The 15,471-nt window shown below is 64.8% G+C and carries 18 protein-coding genes; 8 read left to right on the forward strand and 10 right to left on the reverse strand.

What is annotated here, in order from left to right; genetic code table 11:
* Positions 1 to 32: 32 nt before the first annotated feature.
* A complete protein-coding gene (locus LHL23_RS13635; protein WP_226430259.1) occupies positions 33 to 668 on the reverse strand; it encodes a class I SAM-dependent methyltransferase in 636 nt (211 codons plus the stop codon).
* Positions 669 to 755: 87 nt separating this feature from the next.
* Between LHL23_RS13635 and LHL23_RS13640 the strand changes: the two genes are divergently transcribed.
* Positions 756 to 1,634 carry a LysR family transcriptional regulator gene (locus LHL23_RS13640; protein WP_226430260.1) on the forward strand — a complete coding sequence of 293 codons (879 nt, stop codon included), beginning with the start codon at positions 756 to 758 and terminating at the stop codon, positions 1,632 to 1,634.
* A 92-nt stretch (positions 1,635 to 1,726) separates the two neighbouring features.
* Here the strand turns inward: LHL23_RS13640 and pheT are convergent, their stop codons facing one another.
* Together pheT and LHL23_RS13650 are read right to left on the reverse strand one after the other, a co-directional pair.
* The gene (gene pheT, locus LHL23_RS13645) at positions 1,727 to 4,123 is read right to left on the reverse strand and encodes a phenylalanine--tRNA ligase subunit beta (RefSeq protein WP_226430261.1); all 2,397 of its coding nucleotides are present in this window, start codon (positions 4,121 to 4,123) and stop codon (positions 1,727 to 1,729) included.
* Positions 4,124 to 4,212: 89 nt separating this feature from the next.
* A complete protein-coding gene (locus tag LHL23_RS13650) occupies positions 4,213 to 5,028 on the reverse strand; it encodes an alpha/beta hydrolase family esterase (protein WP_226430262.1) in 816 nt (271 codons plus the stop codon).
* 176 nt (positions 5,029 to 5,204) lie between these two features.
* Here LHL23_RS13650 and LHL23_RS13655 point away from each other — a divergent pair, with 176 nt between their 5' ends.
* A complete protein-coding gene (locus LHL23_RS13655) occupies positions 5,205 to 6,335 on the forward strand; it encodes a DUF2652 domain-containing protein (protein ID WP_226430263.1) in 1,131 nt (376 codons plus the stop codon).
* A 285-nt stretch (positions 6,336 to 6,620) separates the two neighbouring features.
* Here the strand turns inward: LHL23_RS13655 and pheS are convergent, their stop codons facing one another.
* Positions 6,621 to 7,694 (reverse strand): phenylalanine--tRNA ligase subunit alpha, encoded by a 1,074-nt coding sequence (pheS, locus tag LHL23_RS13660; RefSeq protein ID WP_226430264.1) that lies wholly within the window; start codon positions 7,692 to 7,694, stop codon positions 6,621 to 6,623.
* Between the two features lie 236 nt (positions 7,695 to 7,930).
* On the opposite strand from pheS, the gene LHL23_RS13665 reads away from it, so the two are divergent.
* Positions 7,931 to 8,401 carry a cupin domain-containing protein gene (locus tag LHL23_RS13665; RefSeq protein ID WP_226430265.1) on the forward strand — a complete coding sequence of 157 codons (471 nt, stop codon included), beginning with the start codon at positions 7,931 to 7,933 and terminating at the stop codon, positions 8,399 to 8,401.
* A 129-nt stretch (positions 8,402 to 8,530) separates the two neighbouring features.
* On the opposite strand, the gene LHL23_RS13670 is transcribed toward LHL23_RS13665, so the two are convergent.
* Positions 8,531 to 9,424 carry a LysR family transcriptional regulator gene (locus LHL23_RS13670; RefSeq protein WP_226430266.1) on the reverse strand — a complete coding sequence of 298 codons (894 nt, stop codon included), beginning with the start codon at positions 9,422 to 9,424 and terminating at the stop codon, positions 8,531 to 8,533.
* A gap of 115 nt (positions 9,425 to 9,539) precedes the next feature.
* Here LHL23_RS13670 and LHL23_RS13675 point away from each other — a divergent pair, with 115 nt between their 5' ends.
* The 3 genes from LHL23_RS13675 to LHL23_RS13685 all read left to right on the forward strand — a co-directional run bounded on the left by LHL23_RS13675 (position 9,540) and on the right by LHL23_RS13685 (position 11,162).
* Positions 9,540 to 9,992: a PACE efflux transporter gene (locus tag LHL23_RS13675; RefSeq protein ID WP_226430267.1), complete on the forward strand. Its 453-nt coding sequence runs from the start codon at positions 9,540 to 9,542 to the stop codon at positions 9,990 to 9,992.
* A 90-nt stretch (positions 9,993 to 10,082) separates the two neighbouring features.
* Positions 10,083 to 10,718 carry a DUF1326 domain-containing protein gene (locus LHL23_RS13680; RefSeq protein ID WP_226430268.1) on the forward strand — a complete coding sequence of 212 codons (636 nt, stop codon included), beginning with the start codon at positions 10,083 to 10,085 and terminating at the stop codon, positions 10,716 to 10,718.
* Between the two features lie 90 nt (positions 10,719 to 10,808).
* A complete protein-coding gene (locus tag LHL23_RS13685) occupies positions 10,809 to 11,162 on the forward strand; it encodes a GFA family protein (protein ID WP_226430269.1) in 354 nt (117 codons plus the stop codon).
* 17 nt (positions 11,163 to 11,179) lie between these two features.
* On the opposite strand, the gene LHL23_RS13690 is transcribed toward LHL23_RS13685, so the two are convergent.
* Entirely contained in the window at positions 11,180 to 11,947 is a 768-nt protein-coding gene (locus LHL23_RS13690; protein ID WP_226430270.1) for an AraC family transcriptional regulator, read from the reverse strand.
* 67 nt (positions 11,948 to 12,014) lie between these two features.
* Between LHL23_RS13690 and LHL23_RS13695 the strand changes: the two genes are divergently transcribed.
* Together LHL23_RS13695 and LHL23_RS13700 are read left to right on the forward strand one after the other, a co-directional pair.
* Complete coding sequence (locus LHL23_RS13695; protein ID WP_222479922.1) at positions 12,015 to 12,617, forward strand: pyridoxamine 5'-phosphate oxidase family protein; 603 nt, start codon at positions 12,015 to 12,017, stop codon at positions 12,615 to 12,617.
* Positions 12,618 to 12,760: 143 nt separating this feature from the next.
* Positions 12,761 to 13,810, forward strand: coding sequence for a PAS domain-containing sensor histidine kinase (locus tag LHL23_RS13700; protein WP_226430271.1), 1,050 nt, complete (start codon positions 12,761 to 12,763; stop codon positions 13,808 to 13,810).
* A 66-nt stretch (positions 13,811 to 13,876) separates the two neighbouring features.
* Here the strand turns inward: LHL23_RS13700 and LHL23_RS13705 are convergent, their stop codons facing one another.
* The 4 genes from LHL23_RS13705 to LHL23_RS13720 form a co-directional block, all read right to left on the reverse strand.
* Positions 13,877 to 14,269, reverse strand: coding sequence for an ester cyclase (locus tag LHL23_RS13705; RefSeq protein ID WP_226430272.1), 393 nt, complete (start codon positions 14,267 to 14,269; stop codon positions 13,877 to 13,879).
* Positions 14,270 to 14,472: 203 nt separating this feature from the next.
* Complete coding sequence (gene rplT / locus LHL23_RS13710; protein WP_008206278.1) at positions 14,473 to 14,838, reverse strand: 50S ribosomal protein L20; 366 nt, start codon at positions 14,836 to 14,838, stop codon at positions 14,473 to 14,475.
* Between the two features lie 15 nt (positions 14,839 to 14,853).
* Positions 14,854 to 15,054 (reverse strand): 50S ribosomal protein L35, encoded by a 201-nt coding sequence (rpmI, locus tag LHL23_RS13715; protein ID WP_222479928.1) that lies wholly within the window; start codon positions 15,052 to 15,054, stop codon positions 14,854 to 14,856.
* A 118-nt stretch (positions 15,055 to 15,172) separates the two neighbouring features.
* Complete coding sequence (locus tag LHL23_RS13720) at positions 15,173 to 15,394, reverse strand: hypothetical protein (protein WP_222479931.1); 222 nt, start codon at positions 15,392 to 15,394, stop codon at positions 15,173 to 15,175.
* Positions 15,395 to 15,471: the final 77 nt, after the last annotated feature.

Here is a 15,471-nt window from a genome sequence, read left to right on the forward strand (position 1 = left end):
GTTACCTAGCGCGGATGGGGCAAAGGCAAAGCTCAGCGCCGCCGCGCCACCAGATAGCGCCCCGGCGTGTCCGCCGGGTAGTTGCCGGTCTCGATGATCTCAAAGCCTGTTTTCTGCACTGCCGCCTCCAGCTTGCGGATGTCCATGAAGTCCACATAGCTGGGCGCCCTGCCCGCCAGCCGCATCAGCGGGATGGCCGCCGAAAACAGCCAGTACTTCCAGCTGCCCCGCGACTCGCCCAGGCATGGCGTCTTGGAGATGAACAGCCCGCCGGGGCGCAGCCGCGCCGCCACGCCATTCAAAACCTGCTCCAGATCCGGCAGCAAATGCAGCAGGTTATGCGCCAGCACCGCGTCAAACGGCCCCTCAGGCGCCTGCCCGGCGCTGCAGCAGTGGAATTCGATGTTGGCCGCGCCTGCATCCCAGGTCCGCTCGCGGCCGACCTCCAGCATCGCCTCCGACAGATCGGTTGCGACAATCCGGGCGACGCCGGGAGCCAGTTCGATGGCGGTGGAACCGGTGCCGCAGCCCAGTTCCAGAACGGCATCATCCGCCTTGAGATAGGACCGTGTCCGCTCCAGCGTGTAGCGGTAGGCATCCATGTCGCGGATCGGCGATTTGGCGTATTTGGGGGCGATCTTGTTCCAAAAGCGGGCGTCGGCGGTCATTGCGGGTCTCCTTGGTTGCCCAAACCCTACATATGCAGGAACCACGGATAAATTGCCGAAATCCGCAAGACTGATATACGTATTTGCATGATAATGCCCGACTGGAACCATATCCGCGCTTTCCTTGCCACCGCTGAAACCGGTTCGCTGTCGGCCGCCGCGCGGCAGCTTGGCCTGACCCAGCCGACGCTGTCGCGCCAGGTCGCGGCGCTGGAGGCGGAGCTGGGCGTGCTGCTGTTCGAGCGCCTTGGCCGCTCGCTGGCCCTGACCGAAGCCGGGCATGAGCTGCGCGCCCACAGCCGCCGCATGGGCGCGGCCGCGGACGCGCTGGCCCTGGCGGCCAGCGGCCAGGCGCAATCCATCGAAGGCACTGTAAGGATCACCGCCTCCGACGTGATGTCCGCCCATGTGCTGCCGCCCCTGCTGCAGCAGCTGCGCCAGCGGGCCCCCAACCTCACCGTCGATGTGGTGGCCGCAAACGACATCCGCGACCTGATGCGGCGCGAGGCGGACATTGCCATCCGCCACGTCCGCCCGGAGCAGCCCGAGCTGATTGCCCGCCTGGTGCAGGAGGCCACCGGGCATTTCTATGCCGCCAAGTCCTATCTTGACCGGCGCGGCCGCCCGTCGTCGCTGGATGATCTGGGGGATCATGATTTCGTCGGCTTCGGCGACGCCGGCCGGATGATCGAATACTTGGAACCGATGGGTATCCCGATCACGCCGGACAATTTCCGCATCGGCTCCAATAGCGGCCTGGTCGCCTGGGAGCTGGTCCGGCACGGGTTCGGCATTACCCCGATGTCGGATGAGGTCGCCGCCGCCGCGCCGGAGGTGGAGCGGCTGCTGCCCGGCAGCGACGCCATGACCTTCCCGGTCTGGCTCACCACCCACCGCGAGTTGCACACCAGCCGCCGCATCCGGCTGGTGTTCGACCTGCTGGCGGAGTTCTTTTCCGGTAGATGATATGAAAAAGGGCAGCGCCCCGCAGGTTGCGCTGCCCAAAAGTTTTCTGAAACCCTTTGCCAAGGCTTTTCAAAAAAGCCTTGGAACCGCCGTTACCCGCGCAGGGTGCCGCCGGTTGCCTTGGTGACCTTGGCGATGATCTTCTCGCTCACCGCTTCGATGTCCTTTTCCTTCAGCGTCTGGTCGCTGGGCTGCAGCCGCACAGTGATCGCCAGCGACTTCTTGCCCTCGCCCAGGGAGCCGCCGATGAACTCGTCAAAGACACGCACATCCTCAATCAGCGCCTTGTCGGCGCCGGCCGCGGCATTGACCAGGGTCAGCGCCTCGACGCTGTCGTCGACGACAAAGGCAAAGTCCCGCTCCACCGCCTGCAGGTCGCTGATCGCCAGCGCCGGGCGGGTGGCGCCGGACTTGCGCGGCAGCGGCACCTCATCCGGGAAGACGGTGAAGGCCACGGCTGCGCCCTTGATGCCCATCGCTTTCAGCACCTTCGGGTGCAGCTCGCCAAAGACGCCGAGGGTCTTTTTCGGGCCCAGGCAGATGCGGCCATGGCGGCCCGGGTGCCACCAGGCAGCGCCTTCGCGCAGGATCTGCACTTTGGCCGGCGCGCCGATGGCGGCCAGCACCGCCTCGATGTCGGCCTTGGCATCATAGAGATCCACCGCGCGCGAGGCGCCATGCACGTCCTTCGGCCCGGTGCGCCCCACCAAAAGGCCCGCGATCTGGGTGACCTGCTCGCCCGGCTCGCCGCCGGTGAAGGCAGGACCCGCCTCAAACAGCGCCAGATCCATATAGCCGCGCGCCTGGTTGCGGGCCGCAGCCTGCAACAGGCCTGCCAGCAGATCGGGGCGCATGTGCGACATCTCGGAAGATATCGGGTTGGCCAGCATGGTGGCATCGTCACCGCCGCCGAACAGCGCAGCGGAGGCCTGATCGATGAAGCTGTAGCTCACCACCTCATTATAGCCGAGGCTGGCGCAGGTGCGGCGCGCCATCTGCTGGCGGCGCTGCTGCGGGGTCATCACCGGCTTGGGGATGCCGTCGGTCAGCCGCGGCAGCGGCTTGCCCACCAGCTTGGTGAGCGAGGCGATCCGCGCGACCTCTTCCACCAGGTCGGCCTCGCCCTGCACGTCCGGGCGCCAGCTCGGCACATGCGCCATGCTGCCTTCCAGGCGGAAGCCCAGGCGGGTCAGGGTCTGGCGCTGATCGCTTTCCGGGATCTCCATCCCCACCAGCGACTGCACCCGGTCGGCATCCAGCTTGTAGGCGCGGGAATGGTCCGGCACGTCGCCCGCGATCACCACCTCCGACGGCTCGCCGCCGCACAGATCCAGGATCATCTGGGTCGCCCGGTGCAGGCCCTCGATGGTGTATTCCGGATCGACGCCGCGCTCAAAGCGGTAGCGCGCGTCGGAGTTGATCTTGAGCGCTCGGCCCGCCATGGCGATCTGCACGTGATTCCAGAACGCGCTCTCCAGGAACACGTCCACGGTTTCCTCGGTGCAGCCGGTCTCCTCGCCGCCCATGATGCCGCCGATGCTTTCCGGCCCGTTGGCATCCGAAATCACCATTTGGCCGGCGCCGAATGTGTATTCCTTCTCGTCCAGCGCCTTCAGGGTCTCGCCGCCAGCCGCGCGGTGCACCCGCAGGTCGCCCGCGACCTTGGCCGCGTCAAACACATGCAACGGGCGGTTCTCGTCGAAGGTGAAGAAGTTGGTGATGTCCACCAGCGCCGAAATGGGGCGCAGGCCGATCGCCTTCAGCCGGTCCTGCAGCCACTGCGGGCTGGGGCCGTTCTTCACGCCCTTGATCACCCGGCCTGCAAACAGCGGGCAGCCGTCCAGCGTGTCGGCGTCGATTGTGACCTTGATCGGGCTTGCGAAGTCACCCGGGATCGCTTCGAACGCGCGGGTCTTGAGGGTGCCGAGGCCGCGTGCCGCCAGGTCGCGGGCAATGCCGTAGACGCCCAGCGCATCGGGGCGGTTCGGGGTGATCGCGATCTCGATCACCGGATCGACCTTGGCCGGATCGTTCTCCGCCAGCCAGTCCACGAACTTGTCGCCAACCGCGCCGGAGGGCAGCTCGATGATGCCGTCATGCTCTTCCGACAGCTCCAGCTCGCGCTCGGAGGCCATCATGCCAAAGCTCTCGATGCCGCGGATCTTGCCGACGCCGATGGTGATGTCGAGGCCGGGGATATACATGCCCGGCTTGCAGACCACCACGGTGATGCCTTCACGCGCGTTCGGCGCGCCGCAGATGATCTGCAGCTCGCCCTCGTCGGTGTCCACCTTGCAGACCCGCAGCTTGTCGGCGTCGGGGTGTTTCTCGGCGTGTTTCACATAGCCGAGGGTGAAGTCCTTCAGCGCGTCAGCCGGATTGACGACCCCTTCGACCTCAAGGCCCAGATCGGTCAGGGCGTCAGTGATCTCTTCCACCGAGGCGTCGGTGTCGAGGTGGTCTTTCAGCCAGGAAAGCGTGAATTTCATCGGTCGGGGACCCCTTGGCAGACATGCGTGTTTGACCTGAGGCAATGGCAAAGAATGCGCCAAGGTTCAAGGGTTCAGCACGCCCGCACTCAAGGATAGCTGGGAGTGAGGTTCAAAAGCTCATCCAATTGCCGCCCGATCCAGCCGTGCGGGATGAAATGGCCGCCGGGATGGGTGTCCAGCACCACCTTCCCTTCTGTGCAGCCCGCCCAGACCGTGCGCTCCAGCTTCAGCCATTCCACCGCCTGCCACTGGCCCAGCACCCGCGCTGCACCGCATCCCAGCCGCGCCTGCCACAGCGCCACCGGATAGGTCCGCTCGCCGCCGGGGCCGTAGGGGAAATCCATTACCGTGTCCTTCAGCCCATGCACATGGCGCACCTCGCGCGGGGCTTCGGGGCAGTTTTCACTCTGCTGGATAGTGCCCGCCACCGCCAGCAATGCCGCCACATCATTGCCGCTGTGGCAGACATAGCGCCAGGCCATGGCCGACCCGTAGGAGTAGCCCGAAACATAGATCCGTTCCGCGTCAACGGGATAGCGCCTGGCGACGTCCGCCAGCACCGCATCGGCAAAGGCGACATCCTCTGTCTCCGCCGACCAGAAATCCCAGGTCTTGCGCCGCCCGTTCGGCGTCACCAGCAGGATGCCCCGCCGCTTGGCGGATGCCCCCACCCTGTTGCTGTGCTGCGCATGGCGCCCCGTGCGCGACCAGCCGTGGAAATGCAGCAGCACCGGCAGGGGCGAGACCCCGTCCCAGCCTGCAGGCTCCATCACATGATAGGAGCGGTCACCCAGTTCGCAGGGCATCTCCCCGTGGCACTTAGCGGATTTCGACGGCCCCATGGCGGCAGCGGCAGAGGCCCACAGCAGGGCGGCGGAGAGGGAAAGAGCGGTGCGGATCATTCGCCCTAGGGTAGCCACCGCAGGGCAGCTGTCACGTCACAAGTTTGTGGGGCGGGGCGTCAGCCCCGCGATACGTTCAATGACCGGCAACTTGGCCCTCACCCCCCCCAAGCTGCTATGTTTTGAATTCCCCCCAACTTCGAGCATACTGCCCTGACATTGCCAGGGAGGTGCCAATGACGGCCCAGCATTCCGAAGTCCAGAAAGCCTTCTTCGTCATTGCCGACCTGTCGGGCTACACCAAATTCATGGCCGGCACCCCGCTGGAGCATTCCAAGGGCATCCTGGATGCGCTCTTCGGCGCGCTGCTACCCGCCATCCGGGCGCCGCTCCAGGTCTCCGGCCTGCAGGGCGACGCTGTGTTTGCCTATGCCATCGAAAACGAGGTGATGACCAAGCAGTTCATCCTCGATTTTGCCGAGCACCTCTACTGCATCTTCGCCCGTGAAAAGGAGAAGATGATCCTCAACACCGGCTGCACCTGCGATGCCTGCAGCAAGATCGGCGACCTGGAGCTGAAACTGGTGGTGCATCACGGCGAATGCATCCTGCAGGACACCCAGGGCAGGCATGAATTGGCCGGCCCCGACGTGATCACCGCCTTCCGGCTGCTGAAGAACTCGGTCACCGAGCGCACCGGCCTCACCGCCTATACGCTGCTGTCCTGCGACGCGCTGCGGGCAATGGACCTGGTCGATTTCTTTGATGAAAGCGAGTTCCACAGCGAGGAGATCGAACATATCGGCCCGGTCGAGTATGTGGTCCGCGACATGCGCGCCGCCTGGCAGCGCCGCCGCTCCAGCGAGCGCAGCTTTGTCGGCGCCACCGATGACCTGCTGCTGGACGAGTGGATCATCCCGCTGCCGGTTTCACCCGAGATCGCCTTTACCATCTGCACCCGGCCGGACCTGCGGACGGAATGGCTGGGCGCTGACCGGATGGACCTGCTGAACACCAACAAGGGCAAGATCGAGCCCGGCACGCTTTATCACTGCTACCACGGCGACGCGCTGTTCCCTTACGAGGTGGTGGACTGGAACCCGGGCGAATATGTCACCGGCCGCTACAATCTGGCGATGGGCCTGCAGATGTATGAAACCATCGAGATGGAGGAGGTCGGCGGCGGCACCCTGGTCAAGCTGCGCTATGCCAAGACACGCTCGCCAAAGCTTCTGGGCAAGCTGATGGCCGGCATGGTCAACAGGAAGATCCGCGGCTTCATCATCCCCGACAAGGAAAACCGCGTCTCCAAGATCAAGGCGCTGGGGGAGCGGCTGGCCGGAGCCGGCGCGGCGGCGCCTGCTTGAGGAAAGCGCATTAGGACCGTTAGCCGCGCCATCGCCTGACCGCGGGGAGGCGATCCAACAGCAGTGTTTGGCAGTTTATCCCTGCCAAGTCCGTACGACCCCTAGCCGTTGCGCTCGGCTCACCAAATCGCCTGCCCGTGCGGGCGGTCAGTCGATGGCGCGGCGGCCTCTCGGCCTTGATTCCGCGCTGAGGACTAAACTTGCAGGGCAGCGCCCGCCCGTGGGGGACGGGACGGGCGCTGCCCGGCCTATCGGCCGGGCGAAAGTTCTGAACCTTTGGAGGGTTTACCGGCTCAAACCGCCATGCAGCGCCGGCATGTCCAGGCTCTGGAAGCCGTAGTGGCGCAGCCAGCGCAGGTCGCTGTCGAAGAAGGCGCGCAGGTCGGGGATGCCGTATTTCAGCATCGCCAGGCGGTCGATGCCGATGCCGAAGGCAAAGCCCTGGTAGATCTCCGGGTCGATGCCGCCGGCCGCGATCACCTTGGGGTGCACCATGCCGGAGCCGAGGATCTCCATCCAGTCGTCGCCCTCGCCGATCTTCAGCGTGCCGCCCTCCCAGGAGCAGCGGATGTCTACCTCGGCCGACGGCTCGGTGAAGGGGAAATGCGAGGCGCGGAAGCGCAGCTCGACATCGTCCACCTCAAAGAAGGATTTGACGAATTCCTCCAGCACCCACTTGAGGTTCGCCATCGAGATGTCCTTGTCCAGCGCCAGGCCTTCGACCTGATGGAACATCGGCGTGTGGGTCTGGTCGTAGTCGGCGCGGTAAACACCGCCCGGGCAGATGATGCGCAGCGGCGCGCCCATCTTTTCCATCGAGCGGATCTGCACCGGGCTGGTATGGGTGCGCAGCACATGCGGCGGGCGGTTGTCGCCTTCGGCACGGTGCATATAGAACGTGTCCATTTCGGCGCGTGCCGGGTGGTGGCCGGGGATGTTCAGCGCATCGAAGTTGTACCAGTCAGTATCGATCCGCGGGCCTTCGGCAACGGAGAAGCCCAGCTCGGCGAAGATCGCAGTGATCTCTTCCTGCACCTGGCTGATCGGATGCAGGCTGCCCTGGCGCGCAGGGCGCGACGGCAGGGTCACGTCCAGCCACTCGGTGCGCAGGCGCTCATCCAGCGCGGCATCTTCCAGGCCTGCCTTCTTGGCCGCAAGGGCCGAGTTGATCTCATCCTTCAGCGCGTTCAGCGCCGGGCCGGCCACCTGGCGCTCTTCCGGGGTCATCTTGCCCAGCTCGCGCATCTTCAGCGCCACTTCGCCCTTCTTGCCGACGGCGGCAAGGCGGATCGCCTCCAGCGCCGCCTCGTCGGCGGCCTCTGCAATCTGACCCAGGTATTTGGCTTTAAGATCGTCCATCACGGCCCCTCGAATTCTGCTTGTGCCCTGCTACCACAAGGGCCGCTGAAAGCAAGAGGGCGGGAACGGATGGCGGGCGTCTGTGTTGCGGGGGCGTGCTGCGCGGAAATGATGCGAGCCTGCGAACAATGCACCCTCCCGTCACAATGGCTCAAAATGCCGGAACCGCGCCCGCATTTACGTGCCGGCAAAGCGACACCTTCGGTTTCAGGAATTGGCCGCAGAATTCTGTTAATATGGAACCATTCGAAGCCAAACAGGAGAGCATGATGGGAAGCATGAAACCTGCAATCCTAGGGTCACTGCTGTTCGCGGCCGGAGCTTTGATGGGAAGCTTCGGTGTTATCGCCGTGACGGCCCAAGAAACACCTCCAACGGAACACAAAGGGATCAGCGTTTCCAAGTTGGGCGTTGTCCCCGAGGAATCCATGAAAAGGCAGACCGGTCTCGAAGGTTACTTTTTGCAATTACGGCTAGCGACAGTCGCACCCGGAGGACAGGTCGCACGGCACGATCACAAGACTCGGCCCGGGCTTGTCTACACGCTGGAAGGCACTTGGATAGAAGGCCGGCCGGACGGTGAACGGGAATACCCAGAGGGCACCGAAACCGCCTTGGTTGAAGATGCGGAAACCGACCACTGGTTTTACAATCGAAGCGACAGCCCTGTTAAGGTTCTGATTTGTGATCTGGGCCTCGTTGAGTGAACGGTTCCAGGGTTTAATTGCGCGCAGCTCTTCCCGAGGCCTTTGCAAACGCCAGAGCCACTGGCAAGTCTTGGCCGCCTCTCGCTTCAGGCGGGCCTTTAGCTGCGGTCTTTTACCGGCAGCTGCCCCTCAGCACCGCCACGCCTCCTGCGGCAGCTTCAAGAGGTGCTGCTGCAGCCACTGCCCCGCCTGCCCCAGCACCCGCTGCGCGGTCCAGACCACGTCGATCCCGGCCAGCGCATCGCTTTGCTGGAAGCCAAAGCGCAGCCGCACCAGCGCGCCGCTTTCCAGATGCGGCAGCACCGCGGGCAGCGGCAGTTCGGCCCAGCCCAGCCCCTGCTGCAGCAGCTCGACTATCATGGCTGGATTTTCCGCGGACCAGATTGTGGCGCTGTGGGTTTCCCCGATCAGCCAGTGCGCTTCCTGTGCGCGGCTTTGCAGCACCAGCTGCCGGTGCGCCCGCAGGTCGCGGTGGGCCAGCGGGCCAAGGGCGGCCAGCGGGTGATCCCACCCGCAGACCGGCACCACCGCCGTGTGGCCGACACCGCGGAACTGAAAGCCCTCCGGATAGCTTTCCTGCTCTGTCATCAGCCCAAGATCGGCACGCCCCTCCTTCAGCAGCGCCGCGGTGCCGTTGGGGCCTGCCGACAAAATCTCCAGCGCCACATGCGGATAGGCTTCAGCAAAGCCGCGCAACGCCTCCAGCAGCGGTGCCAGGTTCAGCCCCTGCTCCACCGCCAGGCACAGGCTGTCCTCCACCCCTTCCGCCATCGACGCCGCCTTGGCGGTAAACTCCCGCTGGCCCAACAGGATCCCGCGCGCGTGCGGCAGCATCTCCTGCCCCGCCCTTGTCAGCACCGGCGACCGCCCGCTGCGGTCAAACAGCTGCAGCCCGCAGTCGATCTCCAGATTGGCTATCGCAGTGGAAACCGCCGACTGCGCCTTGCCCATCCTACGGGCTGCTGCCGAGAAAGAGCCCAGTTCGGCGGCCAGCACAAAAGCCTGCAGGGTTTCGGGGGACATCATGGCTCACCCATCTTGTTTTCAGATACATTCTGACTGGATGCATCATGAAATGCGGATAGAACAAAGGCAACGCTCAACCCCGCAGCCCAAACCCGCAAAAAGGAGGCACAGGATGGCAGGCAAAGTTGCAATGCGCACGGCGAAGGACCGGCTGCGCTACACCATCAGCTTCGAAATCCTGCTGATGGCAATGCTGGTGCCGGTCGGCGCGGCTTTCTTCGACAAGCCGCTCAGCGACATCGGACTGCTGGGCGCCTTCCTGTCGGTGAAGGCGATGCTGTTGAACCTCCTCTACAACTGGATCTTCGATCACGCGGATGCCAGGGCGGGCCGGGTCGCCAGCAACCGCTCGCCGCTGGGCCGCCTGCTCCATGCCGCAGGGTTCGAGGCGACGCTGCTGCTCACCTCGCTGCCGGTCTATATCTGGTGGCTGAACCTGGGCCTGTTGCAGGCGCTGGCCGCCGACCTGACGGTGACCTCCTTCGTGGTGGTCTACACCTACGGCTTCACCCTCGCCTATGACCGCCTGTTCCCGGTCGCCGCGGCGGAGAGCGGCCGCGCCTGACCCGCGGCCCGGCATGGCTGCCGGTTTTGTGCTATACTTGCGGTGCGCGGCCCAGCGCATCCCATTCAGCAGAACAACCGGAGGACAGCCATGGCACATGTGGATTGGTATATCGAAGGCCCAAGCTTCGGGAACTGCAACTGCAACTACGGCTGCCCCTGCCAGTTCGAGGATCTGCCCACCCACGGGCATTGCACCGGGTTCGAGGTGATCCATATCGACAAGGGCCATTTCGGCGATACCGACCTGGCCGGCACCCGCGCCGCGCTGTTCTACGCCTGGCCCGGCCCAGTTTTTGAGGGCAAGGGCGCGCTGCAGGCGATCATCGACGACCGCTCCACCGACGCCCAGCGCGCGGCGCTGGAAACCGTGATGCTTGGCGGCGAAACCGATGAGGAAGCCACCCACTGGTGGGTGTTCCGCGCCATGTGCGACACCGTGCACGAGACGCTGATCAAGCGGATCGACTACGAGGTGGACATCGAAAACCGCACCGCCAAGCTGGACATCGAAGGGCTGGTCACCTCCACCGGCCGCCCGATCCAGGCCCCGCATGGCGGCGGCGAGCACCGGGTCCGGATCGACATCCCCGGCGGGATCGAATTCACCCTGGCCGAGATCGGCAGTGCCTCCACCAAGTCCGACGCAGCGATCAAGCTGGATCTGGACGACAGCTACGGCCAGTGGGCCATCATCCGCCACGGCCCGCACGGGATCGCGGCCTGAGGTAAAGCGTCAAATCCGCATAAACCGCTTGCCCGCACACCGCTGGCGCGGCCAAGCTTGCTGCGTTCCCCTAACCAGCTAAGGCAAGCTATGAGAAACTATTCAGGCAGCTGTCATTGCGGCGCTGTCCGCTTTTCCTTCTTTGCGCCGAAAATCACCAGCGCGATGCAATGCGACTGCTCGATCTGCATCCGCAAGACCGCCTTCCTGAGCCCCTTCAAGGTGCCCAAGGACGATATGACGATCACCGCAGCCGGTGACGCGCTGAAGACCTACCGTTTCGGTACACTGGCTGCGCAGCATCACTTCTGCGGCACCTGCGGCATCCATACCTTTGTGGAGCCGCGACTGTCGCCCGGCACGTTCCGCGTCAACCTGGGATGCATCGACGGCGTGGATACTTTGCACCTTCCATTGGAGATTTTCGATGGCAAGAGCCTGTAACACCAGCCGGGCCGCGTTCAAACCAGCCGCCGCATCATCGTCTGCAAGGACTGGCGGCTGGCGTAGCCCAGCCTTTGCGCCACCTGCTCCATCCGCTCACCGCGCGCTGCGGCCCGCAGCGCGATCTGGCAGCGCAGGCGGTTGCGCCAGCCGCCGAAGCTCAGCCCCGTCTGCTGCTGGAACCGGCGGGTGAAGCTGCGGCGGCTCATCCCCGCCAGCGCCGCCCAATGGTCAATGGTCTGCACGCTGCCCGGGCTGTCCATCAGCGCATCGCAAACCCGCCGCAGCCGGGCATCCGCCGGATACGGCAGCGCCAGGGTTGATTTCTCCGCCGTGCCCAGCTCGATCAGGATCAGCCGGCTCAGATGATGCGCCCGCGGCGGCAGCGGCCAGGGGTTGTTCATGGCGCACAGCGCCGCGATCAGCCGGGCCAGCAGCGCGGAGATAGCCACGGCCCGGCATTCCGCCATCATCTCCGCCCCCGGCTCCGCCGGATCGATATAGAGCGACTGCAGCTGCACCTCGCCCGCCATGCGGATCTCGTGCAGCATCCCTGCCGGCACGATCAGCCCCGCCCCCGCAGGCACCGCCCAGGTGGTGCCGCCGGCCTCTGCCATCATCAGCCCGGCCACCGCATAGACCAGCTGATGGCGCGGGTGGTCATGCCAGGCGGAGACATAGCCGTCCGGGTAGATGCGCGCGTAGGACGCCACCCCATGCGGCAGCATCTGCACCGCATCGGACGAGGACGACCCCCGCCGCCGGATATCCGCATTCTGGCCCATTTGCGCAAAAACTGGCCCCATCACCACGAAAGGGCAAGGTAAAACGCAACCAAAAGGAGGCCGGACCATGCAGACAATCACCAGCACCAATGAGCTTGAGGAGATCTACGGCGCCCCGGTGCCGCAGTCGCTGACCAAGGTCACAAGCCATCTGACGCCGCTTTACCGCGACTGGATCGGTGCCGCGCGGTTCCTGGTCCTGTCCACCATCGGTCCAGAAGGCACCGACGCAAGCCCCCGCGGCGATGACGGCCCGGTGGTGCATATGGCGGACAGCCGCACCCTGTGGCTGCCCGACTGGCGCGGCAACAACCGCATCGACAGCTTGCGCAACATCGTCCGCGACCCGCGGGTCAGCCTGATGTTCATGGTGCCGGGCTGCAACAACGTGGTGCGGGTGAACGGCACCGCCGTGCTGACCGCAGACGAGAAAACGCGCGCGCATTTCGCCCGCAAGTCCCTGCGGCCCGCCACCGTGGCAGTGATCACCATCGAAGAGCTTTACTTCCAATGCGCCAAGGCGCTGATGCGCTCGCGCCTGTGGGACCCGGAGGCAGACCGCCCCGCGGTGCCCACCGCAGGCCAGTTCCTGCAGGAACAGCAGCAGGATTTCGAGGCCGGCGCCTATGACGCGGGCTACGCGGAATACGCCAAGTCAAGGATGTGGTAGGCGCCGCTGCAGGCTGCGGGCCGCCGGGCGCGGCTGATGCACGCGGAAGATGCGTTTTCCTGCCGATCCAATACCTTGAGGCTTGCCAGATACTTTGCGGCATGTGCAAAATGGCGCGTTGACGCTGCTCGGGAACCGCGCCCATGCCCACCCATATCGACCGCACCAGCCTGACCTGGAAGGTCACGCCCGACCTGTTGGGCGTGGTCGATGCCTCCGGCATATTCACCGATACCAACCCCGCCTGGTTCCGAACACTCGGCCTGCTGCCCGCGGAAATCGAAAGCCGCCAATTCTTCGACTTCCTGCACCCCGAAGACATGTCCCGGACCGAAGCCGCCTTTGAACGGCTCAAGCACGGGGAGCCGGTGCTGCAGTTCGAGAACCGCTACCGCCACAAGGACGGCAGCTACCGCTGGCTGTCCTGGAATGCGGTGCCGGAAGGGGACCGGTTTATTTGCAACGCCCGTGACGTGACCCAAGCCAAGAAAAACGCGGCCCACCTCGCAAACCGCGAGCAGGAAGCCCATTTCCGCGAGCAGTTCATCGCGGTGCTGGGCCACGACCTGCGCAACCCGCTGTCTGCGGTCGGCGCCGCACTGCGGCTCTTGGAGAATGAGCCGCAATCGGCCAAGGCGCTGGAAATCCTCGCCCTGGGCCGCCAGTCGGTCACCCGCATGTCGGCGCTGATTAACGATATCCTCGATTTCGCCCGCTCCCGCCTCGGCAACGGGATCGAAATCGCCCGGTCGCGCGAAGCGCCGCTTCTGCCGGTTCTGCAGCAGACGGTGGAGGAGATCCGCCTGGCCAACCCCGACACTCCGCTGCAGGAGGACTACAGTTTCGCAGATCCGCTGGACTGCGACCCGGGCCGGATCGCGCAGCTGGTCTCCAACCTCTTGGCCAACGCGGTGACGCACGGCACCCCCGGCAAGCCGGTGCAGGTCAGCGCCCGTGACGAGGGCGGCGATTTCGTGCTCTCCGTCGCCAATGAGGGCACGCCGATCCCGCCGGAAACCGTGGCGCTGCTGTTCGAACCCTTCACCCGCGCCGAAACCCGGGAGTCGCAGAACGGCCTCGGGCTGGGGCTGTTCATCGCCCAGCAGATCGCCAAGGGCCACGGCGGCCTCCTGTCGGTGCAATCGGATGAACGGCTGACTGTCTTCAGCCTGCGGATGCCGCGCCAGGGCTGAACGGTGCAGGTGCGCGGATTCTGCCGGAACGGGTGAACAGGCCTGCCCCGCCGCGCCTGCCAGACCTTACCTTGAGACCTGGCGCTCGTAGTCCTCTGCGTCGAACCATCCCAGGGAGGAGGTAATCTTCATGCCGCCGTCCAGCTCCCACTCTTCCCAGCCGCTTACCTTAAGCGGATTGCCGGTCCCGGCATGGTGGCCTGTGAACGTCCACATGTACAAGACGTGGGCGCCGGCCCCGCGGATGCCATCGCAGGTAAGATGCAGGTCAGGCACATCCGCATGAAACCCCGCAGCCATCCCGGTGACGCCGCTGTGACCGCTCGAAGGCTCCCCACGGTTGATCACGATACTGCTGTCCGGAGCATGGAAAGCCGCGACCTGCTCAGGCACTTGTGAGTTCCAAGCTTCGGTGTAGCGCTTAGCAAGATCGTCCAGCTGGCTTTGAGAGTATGGCATTTTCAACCTCCTGCGGTGCTGAACAGGCTAACTAGCGCCGGCATTTCAGGCGGCAAGCCGCCCTCCCCGGACAATCCAGCATGTAGGCCGGGTGCCGCTTGCAGCCAATCCAACGCTCGCCTGCCCCGTATAGCGCCCCCCAAACAGCAAAAAAGGCCGCCCCGACCAGGGCGGCCTTTTCTGAATTCGAAAACTCCGGAGCCTTAGGCTGCCAGCGCGTCCTGTGCCTGGCGCACGATCGCACCAAAGGCTTCGGGCTCGTGCACGGCCAGGTCGGCCAGAACCTTGCGGTCCACTTCGATGCCGGCCAGGTTCAGGCCGTTGATGAAGCGGGAGTAGGTCAGCGCTTCGTCATGCGAACGCACAGCGGCGTTGATACGCTGGATCCACAGCGCGCGGAAGTTGCGCTTGCGGTTCTTACGGTCGCGGGTTGCGTACTGGTTCGCCTTGTCGACGGCCTGACGGGCAACCTTGAAGGTGTTCTTGCGGCGGCCGTAGTAACCTTTGGCTGCCTTGATGACCTTCTTGTGACGGGCGTGAGTCGTGGTACCACCTTTTACGCGGGACATATCTCAGATCTCCTCTTAGCGGTCGTAGGGCATGAAGCCCTTAGCGATCTTTGCGTCCGGTGCGGACAGGGTGGTGGTGCCGCGGGCGTCGCGGATAAATTTCTTGGTGCGTTTGATCATGCCGTGGCGCTTGCCGGCCTGACCAGCCATGACCTTGCCGGTCGCGGTCACCTTGAAGCGCTTCTTGGCGCTCGACTTCGTCTTCATCTTGGGCATTTCCGTCTCCTTCAATGCAGGTTCGCTAGACGCGCGACTCGGCATGCCTAAGAAAGGCCGGCCGCGCGGAACAGAGCTGCCCTTTAAGCAATGCAGGCGGGATGGGCAAGCGGATTCTCTAGAAAAGCTGCCCGGCGACCCGGAAAAACGCCTCCGGGATATCAGCCAGGCTGTAACCGCCGGGGTTCATTCCAACGGCATAGCCGATCAGGCCGATGGCCGCCAGTATGGCAACTGCCGGAAAGCGCGGCGGCCGCTGTTCGCTGGCCGCGGACAGCGCCGCCGGCACCGAAAGCCCTGCCAGCACCAGCCCCAGGATAAGCGCCAGATCAGTATCCATTCCTTCCCCCCCGGAACAAAACGAACCTAGGGAAAATGGTAGGCGCCTGCGGCGGGATTTCAATCTGGCGGCTGCCG

It is taken from the genome of Leisingera sp. McT4-56 (assembly GCF_020514995.1).
In the GTDB taxonomy this organism is placed as follows: Bacteria; Pseudomonadota; Alphaproteobacteria; order Rhodobacterales; family Rhodobacteraceae; genus Leisingera; species Leisingera aquaemixtae_A.

Excerpts from the sequence above, each read along its gene's own strand:
- LHL23_RS13635 (WP_226430259.1), bottom strand. The coding sequence starts at position 668 with ATGACCGCCGACGCCCGCTTTTGGAACAAGATCGCCCCCAAATACGCC.
- LHL23_RS13640 (WP_226430260.1), top strand. The coding sequence starts at position 756 with ATGATAATGCCCGACTGGAACCATATCCGCGCTTTCCTTGCCACCGCT.
- pheT (WP_226430261.1), bottom strand. The coding sequence starts at position 4,123 with ATGAAATTCACGCTTTCCTGGCTGAAAGACCACCTCGACACCGACGCC.
- LHL23_RS13650 (WP_226430262.1), bottom strand. The coding sequence starts at position 5,028 with ATGATCCGCACCGCTCTTTCCCTCTCCGCCGCCCTGCTGTGGGCCTCT.
- LHL23_RS13655 (WP_226430263.1), top strand. The coding sequence starts at position 5,205 with ATGACGGCCCAGCATTCCGAAGTCCAGAAAGCCTTCTTCGTCATTGCC.
- pheS (WP_226430264.1), bottom strand. The coding sequence starts at position 7,694 with ATGGACGATCTTAAAGCCAAATACCTGGGTCAGATTGCAGAGGCCGCC.
- LHL23_RS13665 (WP_226430265.1), top strand. The coding sequence starts at position 7,931 with ATGGAACCATTCGAAGCCAAACAGGAGAGCATGATGGGAAGCATGAAA.
- LHL23_RS13670 (WP_226430266.1), bottom strand. The coding sequence starts at position 9,424 with ATGTCCCCCGAAACCCTGCAGGCTTTTGTGCTGGCCGCCGAACTGGGC.
- LHL23_RS13675 (WP_226430267.1), top strand. The coding sequence starts at position 9,540 with ATGGCAGGCAAAGTTGCAATGCGCACGGCGAAGGACCGGCTGCGCTAC.
- LHL23_RS13680 (WP_226430268.1), top strand. The coding sequence starts at position 10,083 with ATGGCACATGTGGATTGGTATATCGAAGGCCCAAGCTTCGGGAACTGC.
- LHL23_RS13685 (WP_226430269.1), top strand. The coding sequence starts at position 10,809 with ATGAGAAACTATTCAGGCAGCTGTCATTGCGGCGCTGTCCGCTTTTCC.
- LHL23_RS13690 (WP_226430270.1), bottom strand. The coding sequence starts at position 11,947 with ATGGGCCAGAATGCGGATATCCGGCGGCGGGGGTCGTCCTCGTCCGAT.
- LHL23_RS13695 (WP_222479922.1), top strand. The coding sequence starts at position 12,015 with ATGCAGACAATCACCAGCACCAATGAGCTTGAGGAGATCTACGGCGCC.
- LHL23_RS13700 (WP_226430271.1), top strand. The coding sequence starts at position 12,761 with ATGCCCACCCATATCGACCGCACCAGCCTGACCTGGAAGGTCACGCCC.
- LHL23_RS13705 (WP_226430272.1), bottom strand. The coding sequence starts at position 14,269 with ATGCCATACTCTCAAAGCCAGCTGGACGATCTTGCTAAGCGCTACACC.
- rplT (WP_008206278.1), bottom strand. The coding sequence starts at position 14,838 with ATGTCCCGCGTAAAAGGTGGTACCACGACTCACGCCCGTCACAAGAAG.
- rpmI (WP_222479928.1), bottom strand. The coding sequence starts at position 15,054 with ATGCCCAAGATGAAGACGAAGTCGAGCGCCAAGAAGCGCTTCAAGGTG.
- LHL23_RS13720 (WP_222479931.1), bottom strand. The coding sequence starts at position 15,394 with ATGGATACTGATCTGGCGCTTATCCTGGGGCTGGTGCTGGCAGGGCTT.